23 protein-coding genes and 1 pseudogene are annotated in these 25,640 nt (G+C 71.1%); 15 read left to right on the top strand and 9 right to left on the bottom strand.

Translation table 11 applies throughout. The features are described from left to right. From PCA76_RS14380 to PCA76_RS14395, 4 genes are all read left to right on the top strand, one after another. Nucleotides 1–204: a hypothetical protein gene (locus tag PCA76_RS14380; protein WP_272618470.1), complete on the top strand. Its 204-nt coding sequence runs from the start codon at nt 1–3 to the stop codon at nt 202–204. Between the two features lie 110 nt (nt 205–314). Further along, complete coding sequence (locus PCA76_RS14385) at nt 315–1,184, top strand: serine/threonine-protein kinase (protein WP_272618472.1); 870 nt, start codon at nt 315–317, stop codon at nt 1,182–1,184. Nucleotides 1,185–1,282: 98 nt separating this feature from the next. Next, nucleotides 1,283–1,753 carry a hypothetical protein gene (locus tag PCA76_RS14390; RefSeq protein ID WP_272618474.1) on the top strand — a complete coding sequence of 157 codons (471 nt, stop codon included), beginning with the start codon at nt 1,283–1,285 and terminating at the stop codon, nt 1,751–1,753. Between the two features lie 33 nt (nt 1,754–1,786). After that, nucleotides 1,787–2,428, top strand: a complete 642-nt coding sequence (locus tag PCA76_RS14395) for a histidine phosphatase family protein (protein WP_272618476.1) — start codon at nt 1,787–1,789, stop codon at nt 2,426–2,428. Here PCA76_RS14395 and PCA76_RS14400 read toward each other — a convergent pair. After that, nucleotides 2,418–2,591 carry a hypothetical protein gene (locus tag PCA76_RS14400; RefSeq protein WP_272618478.1) on the bottom strand — a complete coding sequence of 58 codons (174 nt, stop codon included), beginning with the start codon at nt 2,589–2,591 and terminating at the stop codon, nt 2,418–2,420. The genes PCA76_RS14395 and PCA76_RS14400 overlap by 11 nt on opposite strands. 101 nt (nt 2,592–2,692) lie before the next feature. Between PCA76_RS14400 and PCA76_RS14405 the strand changes: the two genes are divergently transcribed. Continuing rightward, complete coding sequence (locus PCA76_RS14405; protein WP_272618480.1) at nt 2,693–3,568, top strand: alpha/beta fold hydrolase; 876 nt, start codon at nt 2,693–2,695, stop codon at nt 3,566–3,568. A 20-nt stretch (nt 3,569–3,588) separates the two neighbouring features. On the opposite strand, the gene PCA76_RS14410 is transcribed toward PCA76_RS14405, so the two are convergent. The 3 genes from PCA76_RS14410 to PCA76_RS14420 all read right to left on the bottom strand — a co-directional run bounded on the left by PCA76_RS14410 (nt 3,589) and on the right by PCA76_RS14420 (nt 5,387). Next, entirely contained in the window at nt 3,589–4,086 is a 498-nt protein-coding gene (locus PCA76_RS14410; RefSeq protein WP_272618482.1) for a DinB family protein, read from the bottom strand. A gap of 47 nt (nt 4,087–4,133) precedes the next feature. Next, complete coding sequence (locus PCA76_RS14415; RefSeq protein ID WP_272618483.1) at nt 4,134–4,574, bottom strand: VOC family protein; 441 nt, start codon at nt 4,572–4,574, stop codon at nt 4,134–4,136. Nucleotides 4,575–4,637: 63 nt separating this feature from the next. Further along, on the bottom strand, nt 4,638–5,387 hold the full coding sequence (locus PCA76_RS14420; RefSeq protein WP_272618485.1) for a carbon-nitrogen hydrolase family protein: 750 nt from the start codon (nt 5,385–5,387) through the stop codon (nt 4,638–4,640). Here PCA76_RS14420 and PCA76_RS14425 point away from each other — a divergent pair. From PCA76_RS14425 to PCA76_RS14435, 3 genes are all read left to right on the top strand, one after another. Beyond that, nucleotides 5,386–6,312 (top strand): DedA family protein, encoded by a 927-nt coding sequence (locus PCA76_RS14425; protein ID WP_336298066.1) that lies wholly within the window; start codon nt 5,386–5,388, stop codon nt 6,310–6,312. The two genes, PCA76_RS14420 and PCA76_RS14425, sit on opposite strands and share 2 nt — an antisense overlap. A 971-nt stretch (nt 6,313–7,283) precedes the next feature. Then, nucleotides 7,284–7,841, top strand: a complete 558-nt coding sequence (locus PCA76_RS14430) for a hypothetical protein (RefSeq protein ID WP_272618487.1) — start codon at nt 7,284–7,286, stop codon at nt 7,839–7,841. 536 nt (nt 7,842–8,377) lie between these two features. Next, entirely contained in the window at nt 8,378–8,797 is a 420-nt protein-coding gene (locus tag PCA76_RS14435) for a protein-tyrosine phosphatase family protein (RefSeq protein WP_272618489.1), read from the top strand. Between the two features lie 69 nt (nt 8,798–8,866). On the opposite strand, the gene PCA76_RS14440 is transcribed toward PCA76_RS14435, so the two are convergent. Beyond that, nucleotides 8,867–11,146 (bottom strand): excinuclease ABC subunit UvrA, encoded by a 2,280-nt coding sequence (locus tag PCA76_RS14440; protein WP_272618491.1) that lies wholly within the window; start codon nt 11,144–11,146, stop codon nt 8,867–8,869. Nucleotides 11,147–11,312: 166 nt separating this feature from the next. Here PCA76_RS14440 and PCA76_RS14445 point away from each other — a divergent pair, with 166 nt between their 5' ends. From PCA76_RS14445 to PCA76_RS14455, 3 genes and pseudogenes are all read left to right on the top strand, one after another. Further along, nucleotides 11,313–12,041, top strand: coding sequence for a MerR family transcriptional regulator (locus PCA76_RS14445; RefSeq protein ID WP_272618493.1), 729 nt, complete (start codon nt 11,313–11,315; stop codon nt 12,039–12,041). 58 nt (nt 12,042–12,099) lie between these two features. Continuing rightward, nucleotides 12,100–13,310: pseudogene (locus tag PCA76_RS14450) on the top strand (D-alanyl-D-alanine carboxypeptidase family protein). Between the two features lie 70 nt (nt 13,311–13,380). Further along, nucleotides 13,381–14,217 carry a peptidylprolyl isomerase gene (locus tag PCA76_RS14455; RefSeq protein ID WP_272618495.1) on the top strand — a complete coding sequence of 279 codons (837 nt, stop codon included), beginning with the start codon at nt 13,381–13,383 and terminating at the stop codon, nt 14,215–14,217. 126 nt (nt 14,218–14,343) lie between these two features. On the opposite strand, the gene PCA76_RS14460 is transcribed toward PCA76_RS14455, so the two are convergent. Then, nucleotides 14,344–15,381 (bottom strand): LacI family DNA-binding transcriptional regulator, encoded by a 1,038-nt coding sequence (locus PCA76_RS14460; protein WP_272618497.1) that lies wholly within the window; start codon nt 15,379–15,381, stop codon nt 14,344–14,346. 535 nt (nt 15,382–15,916) lie between these two features. On the opposite strand from PCA76_RS14460, the gene PCA76_RS14465 reads away from it, so the two are divergent. Continuing rightward, complete coding sequence (locus PCA76_RS14465; protein WP_442930261.1) at nt 15,917–16,738, top strand: M15 family metallopeptidase; 822 nt, start codon at nt 15,917–15,919, stop codon at nt 16,736–16,738. A 2-nt stretch (nt 16,739–16,740) separates the two neighbouring features. Here the strand turns inward: PCA76_RS14465 and PCA76_RS14470 are convergent, their stop codons facing one another. Next, nucleotides 16,741–17,928 (bottom strand): spore photoproduct lyase family protein, encoded by a 1,188-nt coding sequence (locus tag PCA76_RS14470; RefSeq protein WP_272618501.1) that lies wholly within the window; start codon nt 17,926–17,928, stop codon nt 16,741–16,743. Nucleotides 17,929–18,089: 161 nt separating this feature from the next. Here PCA76_RS14470 and PCA76_RS14475 point away from each other — a divergent pair, with 161 nt between their 5' ends. The 3 genes from PCA76_RS14475 to PCA76_RS14485 all read left to right on the top strand — a co-directional run bounded on the left by PCA76_RS14475 (nt 18,090) and on the right by PCA76_RS14485 (nt 23,176). Beyond that, the gene (locus PCA76_RS14475) at nt 18,090–19,406 is read left to right on the top strand and encodes an RICIN domain-containing protein (RefSeq protein WP_272618503.1); all 1,317 of its coding nucleotides are present in this window, start codon (nt 18,090–18,092) and stop codon (nt 19,404–19,406) included. 209 nt (nt 19,407–19,615) lie between these two features. Continuing rightward, nucleotides 19,616–21,613, top strand: a complete 1,998-nt coding sequence (locus PCA76_RS14480; protein WP_272618505.1) for an elongation factor G — start codon at nt 19,616–19,618, stop codon at nt 21,611–21,613. A 363-nt stretch (nt 21,614–21,976) separates the two neighbouring features. Next, nucleotides 21,977–23,176, top strand: coding sequence for an RtcB family protein (locus PCA76_RS14485; protein WP_272618507.1), 1,200 nt, complete (start codon nt 21,977–21,979; stop codon nt 23,174–23,176). 42 nt (nt 23,177–23,218) lie between these two features. On the opposite strand, the gene PCA76_RS14490 is transcribed toward PCA76_RS14485, so the two are convergent. Beyond that, complete coding sequence (locus tag PCA76_RS14490; protein WP_272618509.1) at nt 23,219–24,010, bottom strand: maleylpyruvate isomerase family mycothiol-dependent enzyme; 792 nt, start codon at nt 24,008–24,010, stop codon at nt 23,219–23,221. Nucleotides 24,011–24,118: 108 nt separating this feature from the next. Further along, nucleotides 24,119–25,612 carry an MFS transporter gene (locus PCA76_RS14495; RefSeq protein WP_272618511.1) on the bottom strand — a complete coding sequence of 498 codons (1,494 nt, stop codon included), beginning with the start codon at nt 25,610–25,612 and terminating at the stop codon, nt 24,119–24,121. Nucleotides 25,613–25,640 lie beyond the last annotated feature (28 nt).

The following is a 25,640-nucleotide window of genomic DNA, read 5'->3' on the forward strand; positions in this document are numbered from 1 at the left end:
ATGGAACTTCCCACCGGCTACATCACCGCGCTCGACGCGATGAACCGACACGTCAACTCGGCCCGACCGGATGCCCCGGTCCAGGTCGAACGCGCCCGGCCGGCCCTGCTCGTCCCGACCCGGCAGGCCGCCGCCGTCGCCCTGCGCCGGCTCGCCGACCGCATCCAGCCGCGACCGCTGCCCGCCACCTCCCGCTGCTCCTGACCCGGTCGAAACTCATTCTGGTACGCACGGGACGAACAGTGTGGGTCCGGGCACGGAGGGTGGTCGAGTTCAGCATCGCCAGGCAGACTGGTGAAGCCATGTCGCCCTTCATGCCTACCCTCCGTCTCCACGACCGCTACGTACTGCACGAGCGGATCGGCCTCGGAGGCATGTCCGAGGTGTGGCGGGCCGACGACGACGTGCTCGGCCGACCGGTCGCGATCAAGGTCCTCGCCGGGCAACTCGCCGCCGACCCGCAACTGCGGGCCACCATCCAACGCGAGGCCCGCGCGGCCGCCCGGCTGACCCACCCACACGTGACCCAGGTGTACGACTACGCCGAGGCGAACCTGGCCGGCGGCGTCGTGGTCCCGTACCTGGTGATGGAGCTCGTCGACGGCCACAACCTGGCCGACCGGCTGCGGACCGGGCCGCTGCCCTGGCCGGAGGCGGTCCGGGTGGCCGGGCAGATCGCCGCCGCACTGGCCGCCGCGCACCGCATCGGCGTCGTGCACCGCGACGTCAAGCCGGGCAACGTCATGCTCACCGACACCGGCGCCAAGGTGCTCGACTTCGGCATCGCCGCACTTGGCGGGCTCGACGGCCAGTCCGGCGAGCCGCTGATGGGCACACCCGCCTACTTCGCCCCGGAGCGGCTGGCCGCCGGCCCGCCCGACCCGGCCAGCGACGTGTACGCCCTCGGCGTGCTGCTCTACCGCACCCTCACCGGACGGGCGCCGCTGCCCGTGCAGAGCTGGGAGGACGCTCTGGAGGTGCACCGGCGCGGCACTCCGGTGCCGCCGCTGCGGGTGCCCGGCCTCCCCGCCGACATCGCCGAGCTGACCGTCGCCTGCATGGCCACCAACCCGGCCGACCGGCCGAGCGCCGCGCACCTGGCCCGCCGCTTCGGTGCCGGCCAGCCGGTCGAGCCGCCCACCGAGCTGCTGCGCATCCCGCCGGCGGCCCACCCTCCACCCTGATCGACCGCTCGGCGGCCCGCCCCGCGCCGACCGCCGCCGCGCCGGCCCGTCGCCGATCGCGCCGACCCGTCGCCGTTCTCGTCGCGGCCGTCGTCGCCGTGCTGGTCGGCCTCGGCGCAGTGCTCGCCCAGGGCCCCCTCGGCACGCCGGACGCACCAGGCTCGTCCCAGGTCGCCGCCCCGCCGGCGACCCCCGCCCCCACACCCACGACGCAATCGCCGACCCCGGCGACAACGTCCTCGCCGTCACCCCCGGCCGACAACACCGCGCCCCCGACCGTCGGGCAGCAGGTGCCGGTCAGCCTCCGGGAGGTGACCAGCGACTTCTCCGCCGTCCTCGCCGCGGCGGTCGCCCGCGGCGACGTCGAACGGAAGACCGCCGAGGATCTGCGCGACGACCTCGCCGACCTGAACCGCCGCACCAGGGACCGGGCCAAGCGCGTCGCCGACCTACGGGAACGCATCGCCGAGCTGGTGGACCGCGGCCGGCTACCAGCGCAGACGGGCGCTCAGCTCGACGCTCTGCTCACACAGGCGAGCAGCTTTTCCACCAGCCGTACGGACGACTGATAGCTTCGTCGATGCCGCTGGCATGATGTCCCGATGCGGACACGTCTGATCTTCGTGCGACACGGCGAGTCGCTCCACCAGCTTGAAGGAATCGTGGGCGGACCACGTGGTTGTCGGGGCCTCACCGCCCTCGGCCACGAGCAGGCACACGATCTGGCCAATCGGCTCACCGGCGACGTCGCTGCCGACATACCGGTGGCGGTCTACTCGTCCGTGCTGCGCAGGGCCGTCGAGACCGCGCAACCGATCGGCGCGGCGTTCGGCGTCCGACCCGTGGCCGACTGTGGTTTGTGTACCTGGCACACACCCCCGTACGCCGACGGCCTGCCGACCACCCGCTTCCGCACGGAACACGCGGTGGCCGGTGGGGGTGTGTTTCGGCCGTTCGAGGAGGGCAACGAGAGCTGGGCCGAACTGGTGGTCCGCGTCAGCCGCGCGATCATGGAGATCGCACACCGGCACCGGGGAGCCACCGTGGTCCTGGTCGGCCACAGCGAGACCGTCGAGGGCGCGTTCCATGCGCTCGCCGCGCAGCCGATTTTTCGGGCGTTCGACCTGGACGTGCCCCCGGCCTCGATCACCGAATGGACCACGGACCACGACCCCGGCGGCTGGCCGCCGGCCCGTTGGACGCTGCGTCGCTTCGGCGACACCGGCGGGTGGGCTAAAGCGTGATCCAGTACCGCCGTGCCGGGCACAGGTCGAACCCTTCCGGCGACCGCACCTCATCGGTCGACCGCAACCCGAAACCGTCCTCGTGGAGACCGGGACCCCACTCGTCGTGCGCCTCCAACCAGGCGGCGTGCAGGTGGACGGTGGGCGCGACCAACTCGGGCATCCGGTGACGGTAGCGGTCCGGGGCCTACGAGGGGCACCTGATCGACGTGGTCGGCACGGCGTGGTCGCCCAGCGCTTCCCGCCGGCCGTAGTGTCACCGGCATGACGACAACGCAGACGCACACCCTCGCCGTGCCCGGCGTCGACCTGGTCTACGACGTCCGTGGCCCGCTGCCCCCGTCCGGCGGGCGCCCCGCGCTGCTCATGATCGGCCAGCCGATGACGGCGGAGGGCTTCAACGCGCTCGCCGTGCACTTCACCGACCGCACCGTCGTCACCTACGACCCGCGTGGGCTGGGCCGGAGCATCCGCAAGGACGGCCGAACCGACCACACGCCGCAGCAGCAGGCGGCCGACCTGCACCTGCTGATCGAGGCGCTCGGCGCCGGCCCGGTCGACGTGTTCGCCAGTAGCGGCGGTGCCGTGACGGCACTCGAACTCGTCGCTACCTACCCTGGCGACGTCGTCACGTTGGTAGCGCACGAGCCGCCGATCAATGCGGTGCTCCCCGACGCCGACGCCGCCGAGCGCGCCCGCGCCGGCTTCTACGAGGCGTACCAGGCGAAGGGCACCGGTGCCGGCATGGCCGCGTTCATCGCGATGACCTCGTGGCAGGGCGAGTTCACCGATGCCTACTTCGCCCAGCCCACGCCCGACCCGGCGATGTTCGGCATGTCGACCGACGACGACGGCACCCGCGACGATCCGCTGCTGTCGAAGAGTTCGTGGGCGATCACCGACTACCGCCCCGACGCGAGCCTGCTCACCGCGGCACCGACCCGGATCGTGGTCGCGGTCGGTGAGGAGTCGGCGGGGACGTACACCGCGCGTACGTCCCTTGGCACCGCGGCCCTGCTCGGCCAGCAGGCCCTGGTGTTCCCGAGTCACCACGGAGGCTTCCTCGGTGGAGAGTTCGGTTATGCGGGCAAGCCCGAGGAGTTCGCGGCACGGTTGCGGGAGGTGCTGGACGTCGGCTGACCGCGCGTCGGCCAACCGCGCTACTTGGCTATGAGCTGCTCACGCAGGATCTCCGCGTGCCCGCAGTGCTGAGCGAGCTCGCGCAGCACGTGCAGGTACACCCAGCGCAGCGGCAGCGGGCCGCGCCGGTTGCCGCGAAGCACGTCGTCCAGACCCAGAGAGGACGTCGCCCGACGGGAGGCGTCGCAGGCCTCCCGGTGCGCTCGCTGAACGGTGGCGATCGTGTCGTCGTCATCGAGGATGAACGACTCGTCCGGCGTCGCGGGAATGCCGATCTCGGCGCGGGACCGGCACGTGATGGCCTCGTCGAACCAGACCTTCTCGACGAACGCGGTGTGCTTCACCAGACCCAGCAGCGTGGTCCGGGACGGCACCAACGATCGGCGCGCCTGCTCCTCGGTCAGCCCGTCCAGGTAGCCGTTGAGTGCTCTGCGGTGCTCGTCGATGAACGTCTCGAACTGCGCCTTAGCCGGTTGGCCGATGACGTCGTCGGCGAAGGTCCCCGGGAAGGAAGTCATCCGCGCAGCATCCCAAAGGTCGCCGTCGACGAGCAACCGCCACACACTCAGCCGAACGACGTCAGAGCGCCGCGCTCATCGAAGCGCGCCGTGCCCGCCCACGCGATCTCCCAGCGGTTGCCCTCCGGGTCGGCGACATAGCCCGAGCGCCCACCCCAGGACCGGTCGGTCGGCTCTGCCACCACCGTCGCGCCCGCCGCCACGGCTGCGGTAAAGGCCGTGTCGACCTCCTCACGGCTGTCGACGTTGCAGGCCAACGTGACGCCGGACCAGCCGCCCGCCGGATCGGGCACGCCCGGTGCCGCCTCGACCGCCAGCTCCGGCAGCGGATAGAGCGCGAACAGGACCCCACCGAGCAGAAAAGCCGACCACCCGTCATTACTGGATGGCAGCTCCGGCCAGCCCAGCGAACGGTAGAACGACCGCAGCGCGCCGATGTCGCGTGCTCCCAGCGTGACCACGGAGAGTCGAGGGGGGAAGGTGCCCATGGGGTCGATCCTGCCCGAGGCGTACGACAGCGTGCTGGGTGTCGCCCGTCACTGACCGACCGTTCAACCGATGCGGGCGCTGGCCACCTCGCCTGGCTTCGTGCCCGCCCGCACGTACACCTCGCCCTCCGGCGTCCAGACCCCCGACCGGCCCGCCGCCTCGGTGTAACCGCCGCCGGTCGACCCCGCGAAACTCGCGACCGCGACCCAGACCCGGTGCGTGGTGGCGATCCGGTGCGCCCGCTGGTCCGTCACGGCCGTGTCGCGCAGCGACTCAAGGACACCTGCCGCGTAGACGTCAATCCCGAGCGCCGCGGTTCGCGCCGCGTGCGCGGCGACGCCGGTGTCCTTGCAGATCGCCAACCCCACCCGCCATCCGTCCACCTTGAGCACGGCGGGCGTCTCGCCCGGCCGGAACCGGCGGGACTCCACGTCGCCCAGCCACATCTTCCGGTACGCCACCGTTACCCCGGCGCCGGTCACGGCCAGCATCGCGATGTGGTCACCCACGACCGGCGCGCCGGCCAGGGCCAACGCGCCCGTCTCGGCGCACGCCTCGACCAGCGGCGCCAACCGCGCGTCGTCGACCGACACGACCGGCGCGTCCAACTCGTACCCCGTCAGCGACAGCTCCGGAAAGACCACCACCCGGACGCGCGCCGCGCGGACCGCGGCCGCGTGCGTCCGCGCATTCTCCGCGACATCCAGGGGTACGCACAGTGGCTGCACCACCGCGAGCCGCAACGGGGTACGGCCCGGCGCGGCCACGCCGACGCGGTCTTCTCTCAGGATCACTTCGTACGGTGGGTGCATGATTCGAACGTTCCACGCCGTGTTCGTCACCGGAACCCCCACCGCCGCAGCGGAACCGCCGCAGGGCGGAATCGTTGGTTATGTCACTGACCTGGTGGAACGGCTCGGCGGCCCGGGTGCCGGCCTGGCGGTGGCGCTGGAGAACCTGTTCCCGCCGATTCCCAGCGAGGTGATCCTGCCGCTGGCCGGCTTCGTCGCCGCGCAGGGCAGGATGAGCCTGGTCGGTGCGATCTTCTGGACCACGCTGGGCTCGGTGGTGGGTGCGCTGGCGCTCTACCTGATTGGCGCGTCGCTGGGCCGCGACCGGATGCGCGCCATCGTGACCCGGCTTCCACTGGTGAAGCTCAGCGACGTGGACCGGACCGAGGCGTGGTTCCTCCGACACGGCGTGAAGGCCGTCTTCTTCGGCCGGATGATCCCGATCTTCCGGAGCCTGATCTCCATCCCGGCCGGGGTGGAACGCATGCCGGTGACCACGTTCCTGCTGTACACCACGCTGGGCAGCCTGATCTGGAACACCACGTTCGTGCTCGCCGGCTACCTACTCGGCGACAACTGGCATCTCGTCGAGGGTTACGTCGGCACGCTCCAGAAAGTGGTGATCGTGGTTTGTGTGGCTGCGGGCGCCTGGTTCGTCGGGTCCCGCGTGCTGCGAGCCCGACGTGCCTCCCGCACCGCCGAATCGGCCGGCCCTTCGTCGAGCCCGTCGAACAGTGGGCCGGACTTTAGCGGTGGGTCTGACTGGAGCGGTGGGTCTGACTGGAATGGTGGGCGCGACATGAGTAGTCGGCCTGGTTTGGGTGGTGGGCCTGGCTTGGGTGGTGGGTCCGGCTTGAGTGGTGGGCCTGGCTTGAGCGGTGTGCCCGATCCGGGTGGTCGCGGCACGCTCTATCGGAGCGGTTCGCGGGCCTCGGACGAGCGCTAGAGCGGGCAACCCGCTGCGCGCGTTCGCGTGACGGTTGTCGTTGTCCGTTGTCGGGGGCGGTTATGGCACCCGGCCCGTCCCGCGGCCCGCGTCGGGGCGGGTTCGGCGTGCCGTCCTCCGGGCGGTCAGGCTTGATCCCTTAGGCGGGGGCGCCGCAGGTGGGGTGGTTGCGGTGTCCGCCGTGGTTGACCGCGATCTTGGAGGGTTTTGGCCCCTCCAGGGGCCATGTCCCTTCAAGGTCTCCGCCGCCGACCAGAAGATGACCCCCGAGCCGCGATGAATGGCCTCCGCAACCGGCGACTCAGACCCCGAGGGGGCGTTTTGTCAGGTCTGCGCGCGCCGACGGGATCGGCCTGTTCGTGGTCGACTCGGTTTCCGTGATGTCGGGGTGTCCGGACGGCCGGTTACCGCGGTTTCCGTGAAGGGGAGTGGATCATGCCGGGGGAGGGTGGTTTGGTGTCGCCGGCGGGAGGTTATGTAGGTGGTTTGTCCGGCCGTGGGTGGTTATGGGTGGTGACCGGTCGCACCCGTGGGCTGGAATCATGGCCGGCCCGGGGTCGTTACACACTCTGACGATCGCAGCACCACCGGCCCACCACCCCACCCCCAGGGGTTGGAAAGCCGGTCCCCCCGGGGGTTGGAATGCCGGGCCCCGCCCGGTCGTTACAGTCCCCACGACCGCCCGGCCACCGCCTCCACGAGGGTGCCGATGGATGGGCCACCCCCGGAATGACCCCCGGCCCCCGGTCGTTACACCTGAACCCGGCGCCACGAGCCACCGCCCGTAGGCCGCCGACCCCGGCGCCACGAGCCCTCCGCCCGTAGGCCGCCGACCCCGGACGCCGAGCCACCGTAGGCGCCGACCCCAGACCTTTCCCCTTTGTATGTGCAGCGCCGGACGAGGTGCTCACACCCGCACCACCGACCCCCATCGGCGGGCGGGTGTTCTTACCCCCGAAGGAGCTAACCCCATGAACACGATCATTCGTAAGAGCATGCTGTCCGTTGCTGGTTTCGCGTTCGCTGGTGGTGTGTTCGCCGGCCCGATCGCCGCGCACGCCGCCACCCCGGTCGATGCTAAGCCGGTCGCGGTTGCGGTGCGGACGGCTAAGCCTCAGGGCGACCAGTCCCGGATCCCTCTGAACGATGAGCAGACCGCGAACGTCAAGGCGATCATCGCCGCGACGAAGAAGGCCGGCCTGCCCGAGCGCGCCGCGGTGATCTCGATCGCGACGAGTCTGCAGGAGTCGAAGTTGGAGAACCTGGGCCACCTCGGCGACGCCAACGACCATGACTCGTTGGGCCTGTTCCAGCAGCGCCCGACCAGTGGTTGGGGTACCCCGGAGCAGATCACCGACCCCGCCTACTCCACGACCGCGTTCCTCAAGGGTTTGAAGCAGGTTGATGGGTGGCAGGACATGCCCCTGACCCAGGCCGCGCAGACCGTCCAGGTCTCGGCGTACCCGGATGCGTACGCCCAGTGGGAGCAGCAGGCCGCTGACCTCGTCGGCCAGCACTGGAACAGCTGACCCACCGCAGAACACCGACCGCTGGCCGGCACCCCCACCCCGGGGTGCCGGCCAGCGGCATACCTACATCCCGCACCCCGCGCCGGTCGGTGGCAGCGGGTGATGTGTTGGCCGGTGAACAGTGGCAAAGGACGTCGCCCGCCAGCGGTTGCCCGCAGATCTTGGACAGTTTCCGTTAGCGGGGGAACGGAAACTGTCCAAGATCTCGTGCGGCACGGCCATGGCGCGGCGGCGTCGCGGGCTATGGGTCGGTGGGGCAGGGGGCGGCACGGCGTCGGGGCCTTCGGGGTGGCGCGGGCGTGGGCGGGGCGGGGGAACAAGGTGGGGTGCCGGCTGGTTGTGGTGGGTGTCGGTGTGACTCAGTGTCCCCGGGCCTCACCTAATATCGCCTTCGCGGAATACCGTTCGGCTGGAGCCGCGTCGTGCCACTCGCCGAGAGGCGACCTGCACACCGACACCAGCGCCGCCCCCGGCCCACCGGCCGGGGGCGGCGCTGTCTGTACCCACCCGTCGGGCAGTGGCGGCACAATGCTCACGTGACTGACGCTCAGCCCTGGTCCAAGCAGTCGGGCGTACTCGTACTCCCCAGTGGGGCGACGGTGCGCGGTCGTCGCGTCGGTGCGGCGACCTCGCCCGCCGACTTCGCCCTGCTGTTGGCACCTGGTCCGGAGCCTGCCTGGGCGCACCGGCGGATCCGGTGGCCGGATTTCTGGGTACCGATCGATAGGCTGGATGCCCTCGACGCCCTGCGGGTGGCGCTGCGGCGGGCGCACGATGGTGAACGCGTCGAGGTGGCCTGCCGAGGTGGAGTGGGGCGCACCGGGACGGCGTTGGCCGCGCTGGCGATCCTCGACGGCCTGCCGGTCGAACGTGCGGTGCCGTGGGTTCGGGCGGGCTACCACCCGAAGGCGGTGGAGACCCCCTGGCAGCGACGTTGGCTGCGCCGGGTCGCCTGAGCAGCACCACACAAGCAACGCCGCACGGCACAAGCAACGCAACAGGCTGCCCGGCTGGCAGGGCAGGCACTAAGCCTTTGCGGCCGCCGGCTGGTGGACGTACTCGCGCAGGTGGTTGGCGGTGAGGGTGGCACCGCGGGCGACGAGGTCGGCGGGTGTGCCGGTGAAGACGACCTGGCCGCCGTCGTGCCCGGCGCCCGGGCCGAGGTCGATGAGCCAGTCCGCGTGTGCCATGACCGCCTGGTGGTGCTCGATGACGATCACCGTGTTTCCAGCATCGACCATGCGGTCGAGCAGGGCCAGGAGTTGGTCCACGTCGGCCAGGTGCAGGCCCGTGGTGGGCTCGTCCAGGACGTACGTGGTGGTCTTCTCGGCCAGGTGGATGGCGAGCTTGAGTCGTTGCCGCTCCCCGCCCGACAGGGTGGTCAGTGGCTGGCCGAGGCTGAGGTAACCCAGCCCGACGTCGACCAGCCGACCGAGGATGAGGTGCGGGAAGAACGCGTACGCCTCGGTGACGGACATGGCCAGCACCTCGCTGATGTTCTTGCCGCGCAGCGTGTACGTGAGCACCTCGTCGGTGAACCGTCGCCCCTCGCACCGTTCACAGACGCTGGCCACGCCGGCCATCATCGCCAGGTCCGTGTAGATCAGCCCGATCCCCTTGCAGGCTGGGCAGGCGCCCTCGGAGTTCGCGCTGAACAGTGCGGCTTTGACCCCGTTGGCCTTGGCGAAGGCGGTGCGGATCGGGTCGAGCAGCCCGCTGTAGGTGGCCGGGTTGCTGCGTCGTGACCCGCGGATCGGGGACTGGTCGACGATCACGACACCGGACCGGCCGCGTAGTGACCCGTGGATCAGTGAGCTCTTGCCGGAGCCGGCGACGCCGGTGACGACGGTGAGCACCCCGAGCGGGATGTCCACGTTCACGTCGCGCAGGTTGTGCAGGTCGGCCTGGCGGATGGCGAGTTGCCCGGTCGGTTGGCGTACCTCGTCGCGCAGGGTCACCCGGTGATCCAGGTGCCGGCCGGTGAGCGTGTCGGAGCGGCGCAGGCCGGGGAGGTCGCCGGTGAAGCAGATCCGGCCACCGTCGGTGCCGGCCCCCGGCCCGAGGTCGACCACGTGGTCGGCGATCGCGATGGTCTCCGGTTTGTGCTCCACCACCAGGACGGTGTTGCCCTTGTCGCGTAGCCGCAGCAGCAGGTCGTTCATCCGGGCGATGTCGTGCGGGTGCAGGCCGACGGTGGGTTCGTCGAAGACGTACGTGACGTCGGAGAGGCTGGAGCCGAGGTGTCGGACCATCTTCACCCGTTGCGCCTCACCGCCGGAGAGGGTCGCCGACTCACGGTCCAGGCTGAGGTAGCCCAGGCCGATCTCGACCAGGGAGTCCAGCAGGTCGCGAAGGTTGGCGACGAGTGGCGCGGCCCCCGGGTCGTCGATGCCCTGGACGAAGGTCGCCAGGTCGCTGATCTGCATGGCCGAGCAGGCGGCGATGGTGTGTCCGGCGATCCGCGACGACAGGGCCGCCGCGTTGAGTCGGGTGCCGCCGCAGTCGCCGCAGCTGGTGAAGGTGACCGCCCGGTCGACGAAGGCGCGGATGTGCGGTTGCATCGACTCGCGGTCCTTGGCGAGAAGGAGCCGCTTGACCTTGACCGCCAGACCCTCGTACGTCCAGTTGTTGCTGCCCACCTTGATTTTCGTGGCCGGCTTGTGGAGGAAGTCCTCCCACTGTTGCGGAGTGAAGTCCTGGAGTTTGACGTCCGGGTCGAACAGGCCGGAGCCGACGATGGTCTGCCAGTACCAGGAGTCGACAGCGAAGTTGGGCACGGTGATCGCGCCGTCGTTGAGGGAGCGCTCGACGTCGACCAACTCGTTGACGTCGAGGTCGGAGACCCGGCCCAGCCCCTCGCAGGTGGGGCACATGCCTTCGGGCAGGTTGAAGCTGAACGCCCCGGCGCCGCCGATGGACGGCTGGCCGAGCCGGCTGAAGAGGATCCGCAGCATGGCGTACGCGTCGGTGGCGGTTCCGACGGTGGAGCGGGAGTTGACCCCCATCCGTTCCTGGTCGACGACGATGGCCGCGCTGAGGTTGCGCAGCGAGTCGACGTCCGGCCGGTTGAGGTTCGGCATGAACGACTGGAGGAACGCGCTGTAGGTTTCGTTGATCATGCGTTGGGACTCGGCGGCGATGGTGCCGAAGACCAGCGACGACTTGCCCGACCCGGAGACACCGGTGAAGACGGTCAACCGGCGCTTGGGGATGTCGACCGAGACGTTGGCGAGATTGTTCTCCCGCGCTCCGCGTACCTCGATCATGTCGTGGCTGTCGGCGGCGGACCATGCTGGCTGCGGCATGCGAACCCTTCATGGAGTTGTGGCGGGAGTTTCTCCCGCCGGGCACTGGCGGGTTCCATTGTCTCATTCATCCCCACATAGAGACTTCTGACGAGTTTTTGCTGCTGGCTCTGGCGGGTCCTCCCGCAAAGTCTCAAATCACGTAGCAAGCGGTACGGTGACTCACGTGGACGTCGCCCCGCAGGATCGCCTGCGTGCCGTGGACCTGGCGGCCACCGTCGGGATCTCGGTGCAGCAGGTGCGCAACTACGTCGAGGTGGGTGTGCTGCCGCCGGTGCGGCGTACCGCGAGCGGTTACCGGATCTTCACGACCGAGCACGCGCGGGCGCTGACCGTGGCGCGGCGGCTGGCCGAGGGGCACGGCTGGAGCCGTACCCGGGAGATCATGGCGGCGGTGCACCGGGGCGACCTGCCGGCGGCCCTCGCGGCGCTCGACGGCGGCCACGCCGAGCTGGACCGGGAACGCGCCGAGATCCGCCGGGTGCTCGGCGCCTTCGAGACCGTGCTGGCCAGCCCACCGGAGGCCCGGCCCGCACCGCGCCGCAACGTGCGCATCGGAGAGGTCGCCGCCCTGGTCGGGGTCCGGACCTCGCAGCTGCGGCTCTGGGAGGAGCGCGAGCTGCTGCGGCCGGGCCGCGCCCAGGGCACCAACTACCGGGTGTACGACGAGGCGGAGCTACGCGCCGCACAGGTCATCGCGTTGCTGCGGCGAGGCGCGTACCCGTTCGAGATCATCGCGGCGGTTCTGGGCGAACTGCGGACCACCGGCAGCGCTCAGCGGGTCCGCGCCGAGCTGGCCCGCCGGGAGCAGGAGCTGCACGCCCGTAGCCTGCGTCGGCTGCGGGGGAGCGCCGCGCTGCACGACTACCTGGGTGGCCGCGGCGACGCGCGTTGACCGACCGGGGCATCTCGTCCAGCCCCGCCGGGCGATCTTGTTGACTAGGGTCGGGCACATGAGAGCTGCGCTGCTGGCGGTCACGGCGTCCGCCATCCTGCTCGCTCCCGCGCCGGTCGCCGCCGCGGAGCGTCCGCCGGGTCGACCGTGCGATGCCCCCGGGTGCCGTCGCCGGCGATGTCCCGTCCACCCCGGCCCTCACCCCCGCCCGCCGTGCCCGAGCAGCGGGTGGTCGGCGGCGCGGCGCTGGACACGACCGGCCTGGTCGTACCGGCCGGCGCCGCCGCGCCACCGGCGATCACCGCCAGGTCGTGGCTGGTCGCCGACCTGGACAGCGGCCAGGTGCTCGGCGGCTGCGGCCCACACGAGTACGGCACCCCGGCCAGCGTCCAGAAGCTCCTGCTGGCGGCGACGATGCTCCCCCGGCTGAACCCGAAGCAGACGGTGACCGTCACCCCGGACGACATGAACATCGAGCCCGGCTCCTCCGCCGTCGGCCTGGTCGCGGGTGGCCGCTACACCATCGAGACCATCTGGCTCGGGCTGCTGCTCAACTCCGGCAACGAGGCGGCCAATGCGCTGGCCCGGCTCGGCAGCGGCGGGAACGACGCCTCCGCCGGGGTGCGCGCCATGAACGAGCATGCGCACCACCTCGGCGCGCTCCAGACGCACGCGGTCACCCCGTCGGGGCTGGACGGCAAGGGGCAGTTCACCAGCGCCTACGACCTGGCACTGATCGCCCGAGCCTGCTTCGCCGAGCCGACCTTCCGCCGGTACGCGCTGACCGATCAGACGGCGATCCCCGCCCAGCCGGCGCAGCGCACCAAGGGTTTCGAGATCCAGAACGAGAACCAGCTCATCTACAAGTACCCGGGTGCGCTCGGCGGCAAGACCGGCTTCACCGACCTGGCCCGGCACACCTACGTGGGCGCGGCGGAACGCGACGGGCGACGGCTGGTGGTGACCCTGCTGGGTGCCGAACCGGCACCGATGCGCGGCTGGGAGCAGGGCGCGGCCCTGCTGGACTGGGGCTTCACCCTGCCCCGGAACGCCTCCGTCGGCCGGCTGGTCGAGCCGGGCGAGCTGACCGCCACGCCGTCGGCGGTGCCGTCCGCGCTGGCGGCGCCCGGTGCGCCCCGGCCGGCGGCGGCCAGCGGGCCAGCGCGTACCAGCTCGGGGTGGCTCTGGTCGGTGACCGCGTTGAGCGGCGCGGGCGTGCTGGTGTTGTCGGGCGGGCTGCTGTGGCGGCGTCGCCGTCGGTTGACCTGACGGATCGACATCCGGCGCTGCCGTCCATAGACTCCGGTCTTTCTGGCACCACGAGTCCAGGAGGATCCCTGTGTCGAGTGAACTCGAACCGCGAAGCGGTGCGGCGGCACCCCGCCGGCCGGTGCGCGCCCTGACCCGCCTCGCGGGGGTGACCGTGCTCGCCGGGGCGCTGGTCGTCGGGGCGTCCGCCACCGCGGTCGCCGCGCCCGGCCCGTCGGCCGACGCCCTGAGCGCTTCCGCCGCGTCTGACACCGCAACCCGACCGCCGCGCACCACCCACGGGCCGTGCGCGTACACGGAGACGCCGGACGAGCCCGCGGCCCGGCCGGTGCCGCTGCCGCCCGACCCGCGACGCACCCCGGCCCGGGGCAGCGTCCGGGTGACGTTGGCGACCAACCACGGGCCGATCGGGTTGACGCTGGACCGGGCCGCCGCGCCGTGCACCGTACAGAGTTTCCTGCACCTGGTCGGCAAGCGCTTCTACGACCGCACCCCGTGCCATCGGCTCACCGCGTACCCCACGCTGAGCGTGTTGCAGTGCGGTGACCCGTCCGGCACCGGCGAGGGCGGCCCGGGATACCGGTACCGCGACGAACTGCCAACCGACCTGCCGCCGGCACCGACCGACCCGACCGGGGAGCGCCGGGTCTACGCCCGGGGCGTGCTGGCCATGGCCAACGCCGGGCCGGACACCAACGGCAGCCAGTTCTTCCTGGTGTACGCCAACTCCGCGCTACGCCCCAACTACACGATCTTCGGCGAGGTCGACGGGGCCGGCCTGGCCACCCTGGACCGGATCGCGGCCGGGGGAGTGGCGCCGACCGCCGAGGATCCGGCGCCGGTCGACGGCGCTCCCGCGCTGCCGGTGACCATCCGCAAGGCCGTCCGCTCGCACCACCACCACTGACCGTGCGGCGCGGTGGGTGACCGTCGGTCGCTCACCGCGCCAGCGGGTCGGGTAGCGCCAGCCGGCCGGAAATTCTCGGAAGCAGATCGGAACCGGTCCAACCGGATTCTGACGCAGTTCCGGCCGTCACGTCGAGCGAGGCGACCCGGTCAGCGGGGCGGCGGTGCTGTCGCGCACCACAAGTTCCGTGGCGAGCTCCACCCGCGGCGAGTCGATGCCCTCGCCCTGGGCCAGGCGCAGCACGGTCCGTGCCGCCAACCGTCCCATCTCGACCAACGGTTGGCGCACGGTGGTCAGCGGTGGTGAGGCCCAGCGGGCCTCCGGCAGATCGTCGAAACCGACGACGCTCACGTCGTCCGGCACGCGTAGCCCTCGCCGCCGGATGGCCTCGTAGACGCCGAAGGCCATCTGGTCACTGGCGGCGAAGATGCCGGTCGGCGGATCGGCGAGGTCGAGCAGTGCCGTCCCGCCAGCGAACCCGGAGGCGTGGTAGAAATCGCCCGGGTAGATCAGCACGTCGTCAACCGGCACCCCGGCGCTTTCCAGCCCGGCCCGGTAACCGTCGAGTCGCGCACGGCTGCAGAGCAGGGTCGTCGGCCCGGCCACGAAGCCGATGCGCCGGTGCCCGATCGAGAGCAGGTGTTCGGTGGCGGCGAGCCCGCCGGCCCAGTTGGTGGCGCCGATCGTCGGCACGTCCATCGCCGGTACGCCGGCCGGGTCGACGACCACCACCGGCACGTTGAGGCGACGCAGTTGCGCGTGCAGCGGCGGGCTCAGGTGCGAGGTCACGAAGATGACGCCGTCGGTGGCCCGGGTGCGCAGGTTCTGCAACCACTGCCGGGCCGCGGTGGGCTGCCGGTGGATCGCCGAAACGACCGTGCCGACGCCCGCGCCGTGCCCGACATCCTCCACGCCCCGGATGATTTCCACGGCCCAGGGGCTGTCCAGGTCGTTGAAGACCAGGTCGACGAGGCCGGCACGGCGGACGCTGCGGCTGGTGCGACGTCGGTAGCCGTGGTGGCGCAGCAACTCCTCGACGCGCTCCCGGGTGTCCGGGGCCACATCGGACCGACCGTTGAGCACCCGCGACACGGTCGGCACCGACACCCCGGCCTCCCGCGCGATCGCGGTAATGGTCACCCTGCGTCCGTCTTCAGCGCCCACCCGCGTCTCCTTCACACCGAGCCGGAAGAACGACCACAAGACGTCGCCAACCGAGTGTCCCGAAACGGTGCGCCCGTTCCACGCGTCATCTTGCCTCACGGGTAGGGGTTGACAACACGCCAGGTCGGTTCGAGATTCGTCGGAGTTACGGAAACTTTCCGGAAGCCTCTCGGACACCTTCCGCCGGGCGGTTCTGCGGTGTCCTTCGAAGGGGCCACGGGCGCTCCACGCGTACGCCCAGCGCGCCCCGCCGCCGCAGCTGGCGCCCGGAGCCCGATGCGCCCTTTGTCCGGTCTGTGCACGAACAGCGGTGCCCCCGCGAAACCGTGGCGTTCGTCGGAACTGCTGCGTCCCCCTCCCCGGGGTCGGCCGAGCGATCTTGCAGATTCGGTCGCGGTTTTGCGCGAGATATCCCTTAGGTCGGGGCAGAAAGTGCAAGATCGCGTGGGTGTCTCCGGGGGTGAGGTCTGGTGAAGGGGATTTCGGCGGGTCGCCGGGCTGATAGACAGGGCTGGTGGGTCGCCGCATCGTCGTCGTGCTTGCGCTTGCCGCGCTGCTTGGTGGCTGCTCGCGGTCGGAGCCGCGCCCCGCGCCGGCCGCGCCACAGCCGACGCCGCAGCCGACGCCGGTGAGTTCCACCCCTACGCCGACCCCCGCCGAGAGGCTGCCGGGGTTCGTGGTGCTGACCGACGTCGACCCGCGTATCCAGACCGACATCCGGTACGCGACTCCGCACAACTTCGTCGGCCGCCCGATCACCGGCTACCGCGAGCCGCTGTGCCTGGTCACCCGACAGGCAGCCGACGCGTTGCGCCGCGTGCAGGACGCCGCGCTGGCCGGTGGGCACAGCCTCAAGGTGTACGACTGCTACCGCCCGCAGCCGGCGGTGGACGACTTCGTGGCCTGGTCGAAGCGCCCCGGTGAGCAGGAGACCAAGGCCGAGTTCTACCCGGATGTGGCCAAGAACCGGCTCTTCGCCGAGGGTTACATCGGGGCGCCCACCGCGCACAGCCGCGGGAGCACCCTGGACCTGACCCTGGTCGACGAGCCGGCTGCCAGCCAACCCCCGTACCGGGCCGGTCAGCCGCTGGTCGCCTGCACCGCGCCACGTGGGCAGCGCTTCGCCGACAACAGCGTCGACATGGGTACGGGCTTCGACTGCTTCGACTCCCGGGCGCACACCGCCGACCCTCGCATCACGGGGACGGCGCGGGACAACCGCCGGTTGTTGCAGGGGTTGATGACCGACGCCGGGTTCGTCAACTACGACCGTGAGTGGTGGCACTACAGCCTCCGCGACGAGCCGTACCCGGACACGTTCTTCGCCGCGCCGGTCGCTCGCTCCTCGGTCGGCTGATCTCAGGTCCAGTAGAGGATTCGGCAGGCGGGCACCCGCGCCGCGAGTTCGGTGTGGAACCATTCGCGCAGCTCGGCCATGGTGTCGCGCGGGTAGACGTACTTCACCGCGCCGAACTTGCCGTGCTTGCGGGTGCGCGATTCCTCGTCCATCTCCAGCCGGGTCCGCGGGTACCAACCCAGCAGCACCTCCTTGCTGCCGGGGGTGAACCGGTGGGTGATCAGCTCAGCGGTCAGGTCCAGTTCCGGCACCCCCTCGACCGACGCGCGGATCTGGTCGAGCAACTCGCCGTAGCGCTCCGGCCAGTCGGGCAGAGCGATGATCGGCGCGATGGTCAGCCCGACCGGGTAGCCGTCGAGTGCGAGCCGGCGCAGCGCGGCCAACCGGTCCGGCACCCGGGCGGTGCCGCCCTCGAATCGTTCACTCACCGGGGCGCAGTTGACGCTGAACCGGACCCGGGTCCGGCCCGCGTGCGGCAGCCCGACGAAGGTGTCCACATCGGCGTACTTGGTGGTCCAGCGCAGCTGCACCGGCGCGTCCCAGTCGGCGAAGTGCTGCACGGCCTGTCGCCAACTACCGGTCAGGTGCTCCAACGCCAGGGGGTCGGTGTAGCAGGACGCCTCGAAGGTGGTGCCCTCGTCGGCACGCCGCGCGTTGCGGCTGGTCACCGTTCCGCGCCCGGCGTACGTGGTCAGCCCGGCCAGGATGTCGTCGAGGTCCGCGTACACCCGGGTCACCGGCGGGCCGGACAACGATCCGGCGAGGTAGCAGTACTGGCAGTGCGCCGGGCAGCCCTCGGCCAGGTCCACCCGCCAGTCGGCGCTGGGCGCGATGGGTTGCAGGGTGCGCCGCGAGGGTGGGCTCACCACGATCGCCATGGTCGCCTTGGCCCGGGCGTACGTCTCCCGGTCGGTCTGCCCGCGTACCCCGGTGAGTCGGTTGGATCGTAGGTGTTCCACCTCGATGCCCTGTGCCTGCACTCGTTCGACGATCCGTTGGCCGTGCGGGTGTTCGAGCGCGGCCGGGGTGGCCACCACCCGGCCCGGGGTCCAGCGGCGTGCCGACCTGGCTGGCGGCGCGAGGCCGGCGAGGTCCCGGGTCGGCACCCACTCGCCGCTGGCGTCGTGCGGCGCGGCGGGCACGTCCACGGCGAGCGGCTGGTCGACGTCGACGGCGTCCGGGCTGGTCATCCGGCCGGAGTACCCGTTGCCGTAGGAATCCCACCCGACAGGCCGGCCCACGATTGACGACACGCGGCGTGAAGGAATAACCTTCCGTCTATCTGTAAACCTTGTGAACAGATGATTCAGGTCGACGCGGCGGCGCGCGTCCCCATCGAAGGGACGATCAGGTGATCGCAGAACTCTCCACCCGTACCAGACGGATCTTGTCGATGTTCGTCGCCCTCATCGTCGCGCTGAGCGCCGGCCTCGCGGTCAACGCCTCGCGTCTCGCGCAGGCCGCGCCGACGTTCAAGGTCCTGGCCTTCTACAACGGCACCTGGGACGCCGCGCACATCGACTTCGTCAAAGACGCCCGGGCCTGGTTCCCGCAGGCCGCCGCCCAGCACGGCTTCTCCTGGGAGGCCACCAACAACTGGGGCCTGCTGAACACCGCCAACCTGGCCCAGTACAAGGTCGTCATGTTCCTCGACGACGCGCCGCCCACCGCGCAACGGGCCGCGTTCCAGCAGTACATGCAGAATGGCGGGGCGTGGCTGGGCTTCCACGTCAGCGCGTGGACCGACAACCCGTCGAGCTGGAGTTGGTACTACAACACCTTCCTCGGCACCGGCGCCTTCCAGACGAACACCTGGGGCCCCACCCGGGTCACGCTGCGCGCCGACAACCGCACCCACGCCGCCACCCGCAACCTGCCCGCGACGTTCCCCTCGTCGATCAGCGAGTGGTACTCCTGGAGCAACGACCTGCGGCAGAACCCGAACATCGACATCCTCGCCTCGATCGACCCGTCCAGCTTCCCGGTCGGCACCGACCCCAACCAGTCCTGGTACAGCGGCTACTACCCGCTCGTGTGGAGCAACCGGCAATACAAGATGCTCTACGCCAACTTCGGCCACAACGCGATGGACTACAGCACCAACACCGGGCTGTCCTCCACCTTCGACAGCGCGCAGCAGAACCGGCTGCTGATCGACGGGTTGCACTGGCTCGCCGGGGTCGGCACCAGCCCCACCCCGACACCGACGCCGACCCCCACGGCCGGCCCGATCTCGCCGACCGCCTGGCACACCGTGGTCAATCGCGGCAACGGCAAGTGCGTGGACGCGCGGGCCGCCGCCAGCGCGAACGGCACGGCCATTCAGCAGTACGCGTGCAACAGCAGCGCCGCGCAGCAGTACCAGTTCGCGCCGACCAGTGGCGGCTACCTGCGGGTCAACAACCGCAACAACAGCGCCCAGGTGATCGACGTGACAAACGTGTCGACCGCCGACTCGGCGCCGATCCAACTCTGGTCCTACAGCGGCGGCAACAACCAGCAGTGGCGGGCCGAATCGGAGGGCGGCGGCTACTACCGCCTGGTCAACCGACTCAGCGGCAAGTGTCTCGACGTGCCCGGGGCGTCCACCGCGGACAGCGTCCAGCTCATTCAGTACACCTGCAACGGCACCGCCGCGCAGTCCTTCCGGCTGGTGCCGCAGCCCTGACACCCACTGATACGTCCCCGGCCAGGGTGATCCCCGACGTGACGGATCACGCTGGCCGGGGGCCGGCGGGCCGGTTATTCGGTTGCCCGCCCCGCGACGGGCTGCTGAACTAGCCGAAACCGCCACCAACATCCAGGGAGTAACAATGCGCGCTGCGTCGATGTCCGATCAGAAGGGACCTGCCGCCTACCTGAAGGACCTGACGCTGCGTGAAAACCCTGAACCTCGGCATCCTGGCTCACGTCGATGCCGGTAAGACCAGCCTGACCGAGCGGCTGTTGCACGACGTCGGTGTGACCGACCAACTCGGCAGTGTCGACGCGGGCAGCACCCGTACGGACTCGCTGGCATTGGAGCGGCAACGCGGAATCACCATCCGCTCGGCTGTCGTCTCCTTCGTGCTGGACGACGTGACCGTCAACCTGATCGACACTCCCGGTCACCCGGACTTCATCGCCGAGGTCGAGCGGGTACTCGACGTGCTCGACGGCGCGGTGCTGGTGGTCTCCGCGGTGGAGGGGGTGCAACCGCAGACCCGGGTGCTGATGCGGACCCTGCGCCGGCTGCGCATCCCGACGTTGATCTTCCTGAACAAGGTCGACCGGGCCGGGGCGGACCCCGAGCGGGTCGTACGAGCCGTCGCGGAGAAGCTCACCCCGGCTGTGGTGGCAATGGGCTCGGTGGCGGCACCGGGGACCCGCGGCGCCCGCTGCACGCCGTACGGGCCCGCCGACGTCGCCTTCACCGACCGGTTGCTCGACCTGCTCGCCGGACAGGATGACGTGCTGTTCGCCGACTGGGTGGCGGACGCGTCGTCGCTGCCGTACTCCCGACTGCGCCGCGCCTTGGCGGCGCGGACCGGCAGCGCGCTGGTTCAGCCCGTGTTCGCCGGCTCGGCCATGACCGGCGCCGGGGTGGACGCGCTGATCGCCGGGATCACCGAACTGCTGCCCACCATCCAGGGCGATGTCGATGCCCCGCTCTCCGGCACCGTGTTCGCCATCGAACGGGGCCCGGCGGGGGAGAAGATCGCCCTGGTCCGGCTCTTCGCCGGCACGATCCAGGTCCGTGACCGGGTCCGCGTCGGCGCCGCCGACGCGGTGCTGGTCACGGCGATACGAGTCGTCACCCACGGGGCCGATGCCGTGGCGTCGTCGGTCGGCGCCGGCCACATCGCCCGACTGTGGGGCCTGACGGACGCGCGGATCGGCGACCCGGTCGGCGTACCTCCCGAACGTGCGGGCGTGGACCGCCACTTCGCGCCGCCCACCCTGGAGACCGTGGTGGTGCCGGCGCGCTCCGTCGACCGGGTCGCGCTGCACGCCGCGCTCACTCAGCTCGCCGAGCAGGATCCGCTGATCAACCTGCGGCAGGACGACCGGCAGCACGAGCTCAGCGTGTCGCTCTACGGCGAGGTGCAGAAGGAGGTCATCCAGGCCACCCTGGCCGACGACTTCGGCGTGGCGGTCACCTTCCAGGAGACCAGCACGGTGCACGTGGAGCGGGTGTGCGGCCCCGGCGCGGCGGTCGAGGTGATCGCCGTGGCGCCCAACCCGTTCCTGGCCACCGTCGGGCTGCGGATCACGCCGGCGCCGACCGGTGCCGGGGTGAGTTTCCGGCTCGGCGTCGAGCTGGGCTCGATGCCACCGGCCTTCTTCGCCGCCGTGGAGGAGACGGTGCGCCACACCCTCCGCCAGGGCCCTCACGGGTGGGAGGTCCTCGACTGCGAGGTGACGATGACCCACGCCGGGTACTGGGCGCGGCAGAGTCACTCCCACGGCACCTTCGACAAGAGCATGTCCAGTACGGCGGGGGACTTCCGACATCTCACCCCGCTGGTGCTGATGACCGCGCTCAGCCGTGCCGGCACGCAGGTCCACGAGCCGGTGCACCGCTTCCGGCTGGAGGTGCCGGGTGACGTCCTCGGCACCCTGCTGCCCGCGCTCAGCCGGCTGGACGCGGTGCCGACCCACACCACCGGCCAGGGCGCGTCCTACCTCGTGGAGGGCGAGATCCCGGCTGGTCTGGTGCATGCTCTGGAGCGCCGCCTGCCCGCGCTCACCCGGGGTGAGGGCGTGTTGGAGACCGAGTTCGACCGCTACCGACCGGTGCGTGGTCCCGCCCCCACCCGAGCCCGCTGGGACCACAATCCGCTGGACCGCAAGGAGTATCTGCTGGCGGTCGCCCGCCGGGTCGGCGGCCGGTAGCGGCGATATCCATTGCGGACGCGCCGCGGCCCTCCTACTCTCGTCGGTGCAAGGTCAACCGACGACACCCCGAGGGAGTACGCCATGTCGCGACGCGTCCGCACCGATGCCGCCTGGCGCCTGCTCCCTGCCGGCGCCCCTGCTCTCACCAACGCCAAAACCCGTGCCTGCCGACCATTGCGGTGCCTCGGGCCGGGGTGGCGCGACTGACGCCGACGCTGACGCGTCCGCCGGCCGCCCATCCCACAGGGATCGGGCGGCCATTTCGTATCCGCGTACCGCCGCCGAAACCCGGACGGTCGACGCATGATCATTAACGGTCACTGTTCGACGGTGGCCACGGCACGACACAAGGAGACCACGATGGGATTCACCCCTCTCGCCGGTACCCGGGCACCGGTCCGGGTCTGGACCGACCCGTACGCCATCGAACCGCAGGCCGCTCAGCAGCTGCGCAACATCGGCGCGCTGCCCTGGGTGCAGGGCGTCGCTGTCATGCCCGACGTGCACTTCGGCAAGGGCGCCACGGTCGGCTCCGTGATCGCGATGCGACAGGCCGTCTCGCCGGCCGCGGTCGGCGTCGACATCGGCTGCGGGATGTCGGCGGTACGCACCTCGCTGACCGCCGCCGACCTTCCGGACGACCTGGCCGGGCTGCGCTCCGCGATCGAGGCCACGATTCCGGTCGGCTTCGCCCAGCGGCAGGACTCGGTCGACACGCGTCGGATCCGTGGTCTGGAGCAGGCCGGCTGGGACGCCTTCTGGGACCGGTTCGCCGGCCTCGACCGGCGGGTCGCGCAGCTGGAGACGCGGGCGCGGCGGCAGCTCGGCACCCTCGGCGGGGGCAACCACTTCATCGAGGTATGCCTGGAGCAGGGCGGTGCCGACGAGGGCCGGGTCTGGCTGATGCTGCACTCCGGGTCCCGCAACATCGGCAAGGAGTTGGCCGAGCGGCACATCGGGGTGGCCCGGAAGCTGCCGCACAACGCCGACCTGCCCGACCGGGACCTCGCGGTGTTCCTCGCCGGCACGCCGGAGATGGAGGCGTACCGGCGGGATCTGTGGTGGGCGCAGGAGTACGCGCGGCGCAACCGGGCCGTCATGCTGGCCCTGTTCTGCGGCGTGGTGCGCGAGCACTTCCCGCACGTTGCCTACGACGAGTCCATCTCGTGCCACCACAACTACGTCTCCGAGGAGAGCTACGACGGGGTGGACGTGCTGGTGACCCGGAAGGGCGCGATCCGGGCCGGCCGGGGTTACCTGGGCATCATCCCCGGGTCGATGGGCACCGGGTCGTACATCGTGCGGGGTCGGGGGAACCCGGACGCGTACTGCTCGGCCTCGCACGGGGCCGGGCGGCGGATGTCACGGGCGCAGGCCAAGCGGACGTTCAGCACGGAGGACCTGGCCGCGCAGACCGCCGGGGTGGAGTGCCGCAAGGACGCCGGGGTGGTCGACGAGATCCCCGGCGCGTACAAGGACATCACCGAGGTGATGGCCCAGCAGGAGGACCTGGTCGAGGTGGTCGCGCACCTCAAGCAGGTGGTCTGCGTGAAGGGCTGACAGGCCGCGCGGGCCGGGGTGACCGGCCCGCGCGGCACCTGCTCAGAAGCCGGCGAAGACCCGGCGCAGATCGTCCAGGCTCACGGGGCCGGTCACCCGCACCCCTTCCGGCGTGTGCTGGGCACCCAGCCGACCGGTGGCCAGCCGCAGCCACGCCTCGGCCGGGGCGGTCAGCTCGCCGTCCGGCTGCTCCGGTGCGTCGGTCAGCTCGACCCGCTCGCCCAGCCGCAGCCCGTGCGTCCGCTCGGGCGCGTGCAGCCGAACCAGCAGGGTGGCCTCCCGACCGGCCAGTTCCTGCGGCCGGCTGGTCCAGGCCAGCATGCCGCCGATCTGGTCGAGCAGCAGCGACACCGCCTCCGGCGTCACCGCGGCGAACGGGTTGAATGCCACCTCGACGTCCCACTGGTGCAGGGCGAACTCGCTGAGCCGGAACCGGCCCGCGGTGGCCAGGTCGACCGGCTCCGGCAGGAAGCCGAGGTCGATCCGCAGCGAGGCCCGGGTCTCGGCGTCCAGCGCCTCGTACGCCTCGACCAGCCGCTCGTTGGCGGCGAGGAACCCGGCGGCGTGCTCAGCCGGGGACATCGCATCCCAGCGCTGCCAGACGCCGCGGTTGAAGTCCCCGTCCGGGCCGGGCGCGCCGGTGCGGGCGGCGTCCAGCGACGCCAGGCTGATCTCGGCGCCGCTGCCCAGGTGGCTCAGCACCTGGGACACCTGCCACTCGCTGGCCCCCGACGGCTGGAGCAGGTCGTCTTCCTTGAGATCCCGGACGAGCGCGGCGAGCTCCTCGTGGCCCGTGCGCAGAGCAGTGATGATCTGGTCAGCAGGGGATGACATGGATCTCCTCAAAGGGACTTTCGACGATGGTCGGGACGTTACCGGAAGCGATCGCCGGCCGGCCCACCCCAGGTTCGGGCGGTCCGGCCGACGGCCGCGTCGGTCAGCTCAGCCCATGTGCACGGTGTTGCCGGTCGGGATGTCCTCCTTGCGGACCTTGACCAGGATCAGCGTGGCCAGCCCGGCGATCACGATCAGGGCCGCGCCCCAGGCGAACGCCACGCGGTAGCCGTGCACCAGCGCCTCGATCTGGTTGACCGGGTTCGGCACCCGACCGACCAGGTACGCGGCGACCGCGCTGGTGTACATGGTGTTCAACAGCGCGGTGCCCAACGAGCCGCCGATCTGTTGGGTGGCGTTCAGCGTCGCGCTGGCCGCGCCGGCGTCGTGCTCCGGAACCCCCACCAGCGCGAGGCTGGACAGCGGCACGAAGGTGAAGCCCAGACCCATGCCGAGGATGACCTGGGCGGGCAGCAGGAGGGTGAGGAACGAGGTGTCCACGTCGATCTGGGTCAGCGCCAGCATGGCCACGGCGGCGAGCACAGCGCCGCCGACCATCAGCGGCTTGGCACCCACCCGTGGCATCAGCTGGCTGGCGACGCCGGCGGCGATCAGCACGCCGGCGGTGACCGGCAGCGACGCGAGCCCAGCCTCCAGGGGCTTGTACTGCAACACCACCTGGAAGTAGAACGTCAGGAACAGGAACGCCCCGAACAGGCCGGCTCCGATCAGCGTCGAGGCGAGGTACGCCCCACCCCGGTTGCGGTCCAGGATGATTCGCATCGGCAGCAGCGGGTGGTTGGAGCGCAGCTCGATCACCACGAAGGCGGCGAGCAGCACCACACCGGCGGCGATGAAGCCGAGCGTCTGGGTGGCGTCCCAGCCGTCCTCGGCGGCCTTGGTGAAGCCGTACACCAGGGAGACCAGGCCGGCGGTCACCACGATCGCGCCGGGCACGTCGTAGCGGGTGTTGCCGTGTGCCCGGCTCTCCGGCACCAGCGGGAGGGCCAAGGCGATGGCGATGGCCGCCACCGGGATGTTGACCAGCAGGCACCAGCGCCAGTCGGCGTACTCGGTGAGGACCCCGCCGAGCAGCAGACCGACCGCGGATCCACCGCCGGCGATCGCGCCGTACACCGCGAAGGCCTTGGCCCGCTCGGTGGTCTCGGTGAACAGGACGGTGAGCAGCGCCAGTGCGGCGGGGGCGAGCAGCGCGCCGAAGGCACCCTGCAGTGCGCGGGCGGCGAAGAGCATCTCGCCGGTGGTGGCCAGACCGCCCAGCGCGGAGGCCAGGGCGAAGCCGGTCATGCCGACGATGAATGTGCGCTTGCGGCCCCAGTAGTCGGCGATCCGGCCGCCGAGCAGCAGGAGGCCACCGAAGGCCAGGGTGTAGGCGGTGACGACCCACTGCCGGTTCGCGTCGCTGATGCCCAGGTCGGCCTGGGCCTGCGGCAGCGCGATGTTCACGATGGTGGCGTCCAGAACCACCATCAGCTGCGAGACCGCGATGACCGCCAGCGCGATCCAGCGCCGCGGGTGCGGCGTGCCTGTCGACGTCCCGGCGCCGGGTGCGCCGGGTGCGGTCGAGGTAGTTCCGGGCATGGTGAAGCCTTCCGTGTTACGAATGGGG

Origin of the sequence: Micromonospora sp. LH3U1 (assembly GCF_028475105.1) — a bacterium.
In the GTDB taxonomy this organism is placed as follows: domain Bacteria; phylum Actinomycetota; class Actinomycetes; order Mycobacteriales; family Micromonosporaceae; genus Micromonospora.

Bases quoted from the DNA above. Each gene is read 5' to 3' on its own strand.
- PCA76_RS14400 (WP_272618478.1), bottom strand. From the start codon at position 2,591: ATGCCCGAGTTGGTCGCGCCCACCGTCCACCTGCACGCCGCCTGGTTG.
- PCA76_RS14405 (WP_272618480.1), top strand. From the start codon at position 2,693: ATGACGACAACGCAGACGCACACCCTCGCCGTGCCCGGCGTCGACCTG.
- PCA76_RS14470 (WP_272618501.1), bottom strand. From the start codon at position 17,928: ATGACCAGCCCGGACGCCGTCGACGTCGACCAGCCGCTCGCCGTGGAC.
- PCA76_RS14485 (WP_272618507.1), top strand. From the start codon at position 21,977: ATGGGATTCACCCCTCTCGCCGGTACCCGGGCACCGGTCCGGGTCTGG.
- PCA76_RS14395 (WP_272618476.1), top strand. From the start codon at position 1,787: ATGCGGACACGTCTGATCTTCGTGCGACACGGCGAGTCGCTCCACCAG.
- PCA76_RS14385 (WP_272618472.1), top strand. From the start codon at position 315: ATGCCTACCCTCCGTCTCCACGACCGCTACGTACTGCACGAGCGGATC.
- PCA76_RS14410 (WP_272618482.1), bottom strand. From the start codon at position 4,086: ATGACTTCCTTCCCGGGGACCTTCGCCGACGACGTCATCGGCCAACCG.
- PCA76_RS14440 (WP_272618491.1), bottom strand. From the start codon at position 11,146: ATGCCGCAGCCAGCATGGTCCGCCGCCGACAGCCACGACATGATCGAG.
- PCA76_RS14380 (WP_272618470.1), top strand. From the start codon at position 1: ATGGAACTTCCCACCGGCTACATCACCGCGCTCGACGCGATGAACCGA.
- PCA76_RS14415 (WP_272618483.1), bottom strand. From the start codon at position 4,574: ATGGGCACCTTCCCCCCTCGACTCTCCGTGGTCACGCTGGGAGCACGC.
- PCA76_RS14430 (WP_272618487.1), top strand. From the start codon at position 7,284: ATGAACACGATCATTCGTAAGAGCATGCTGTCCGTTGCTGGTTTCGCG.
- PCA76_RS14425 (WP_336298066.1), top strand. From the start codon at position 5,386: ATGATTCGAACGTTCCACGCCGTGTTCGTCACCGGAACCCCCACCGCC.
- PCA76_RS14490 (WP_272618509.1), bottom strand. From the start codon at position 24,010: ATGTCATCCCCTGCTGACCAGATCATCACTGCTCTGCGCACGGGCCAC.
- PCA76_RS14495 (WP_272618511.1), bottom strand. From the start codon at position 25,612: ATGCCCGGAACTACCTCGACCGCACCCGGCGCACCCGGCGCCGGGACG.
- PCA76_RS14420 (WP_272618485.1), bottom strand. From the start codon at position 5,387: ATGCACCCACCGTACGAAGTGATCCTGAGAGAAGACCGCGTCGGCGTG.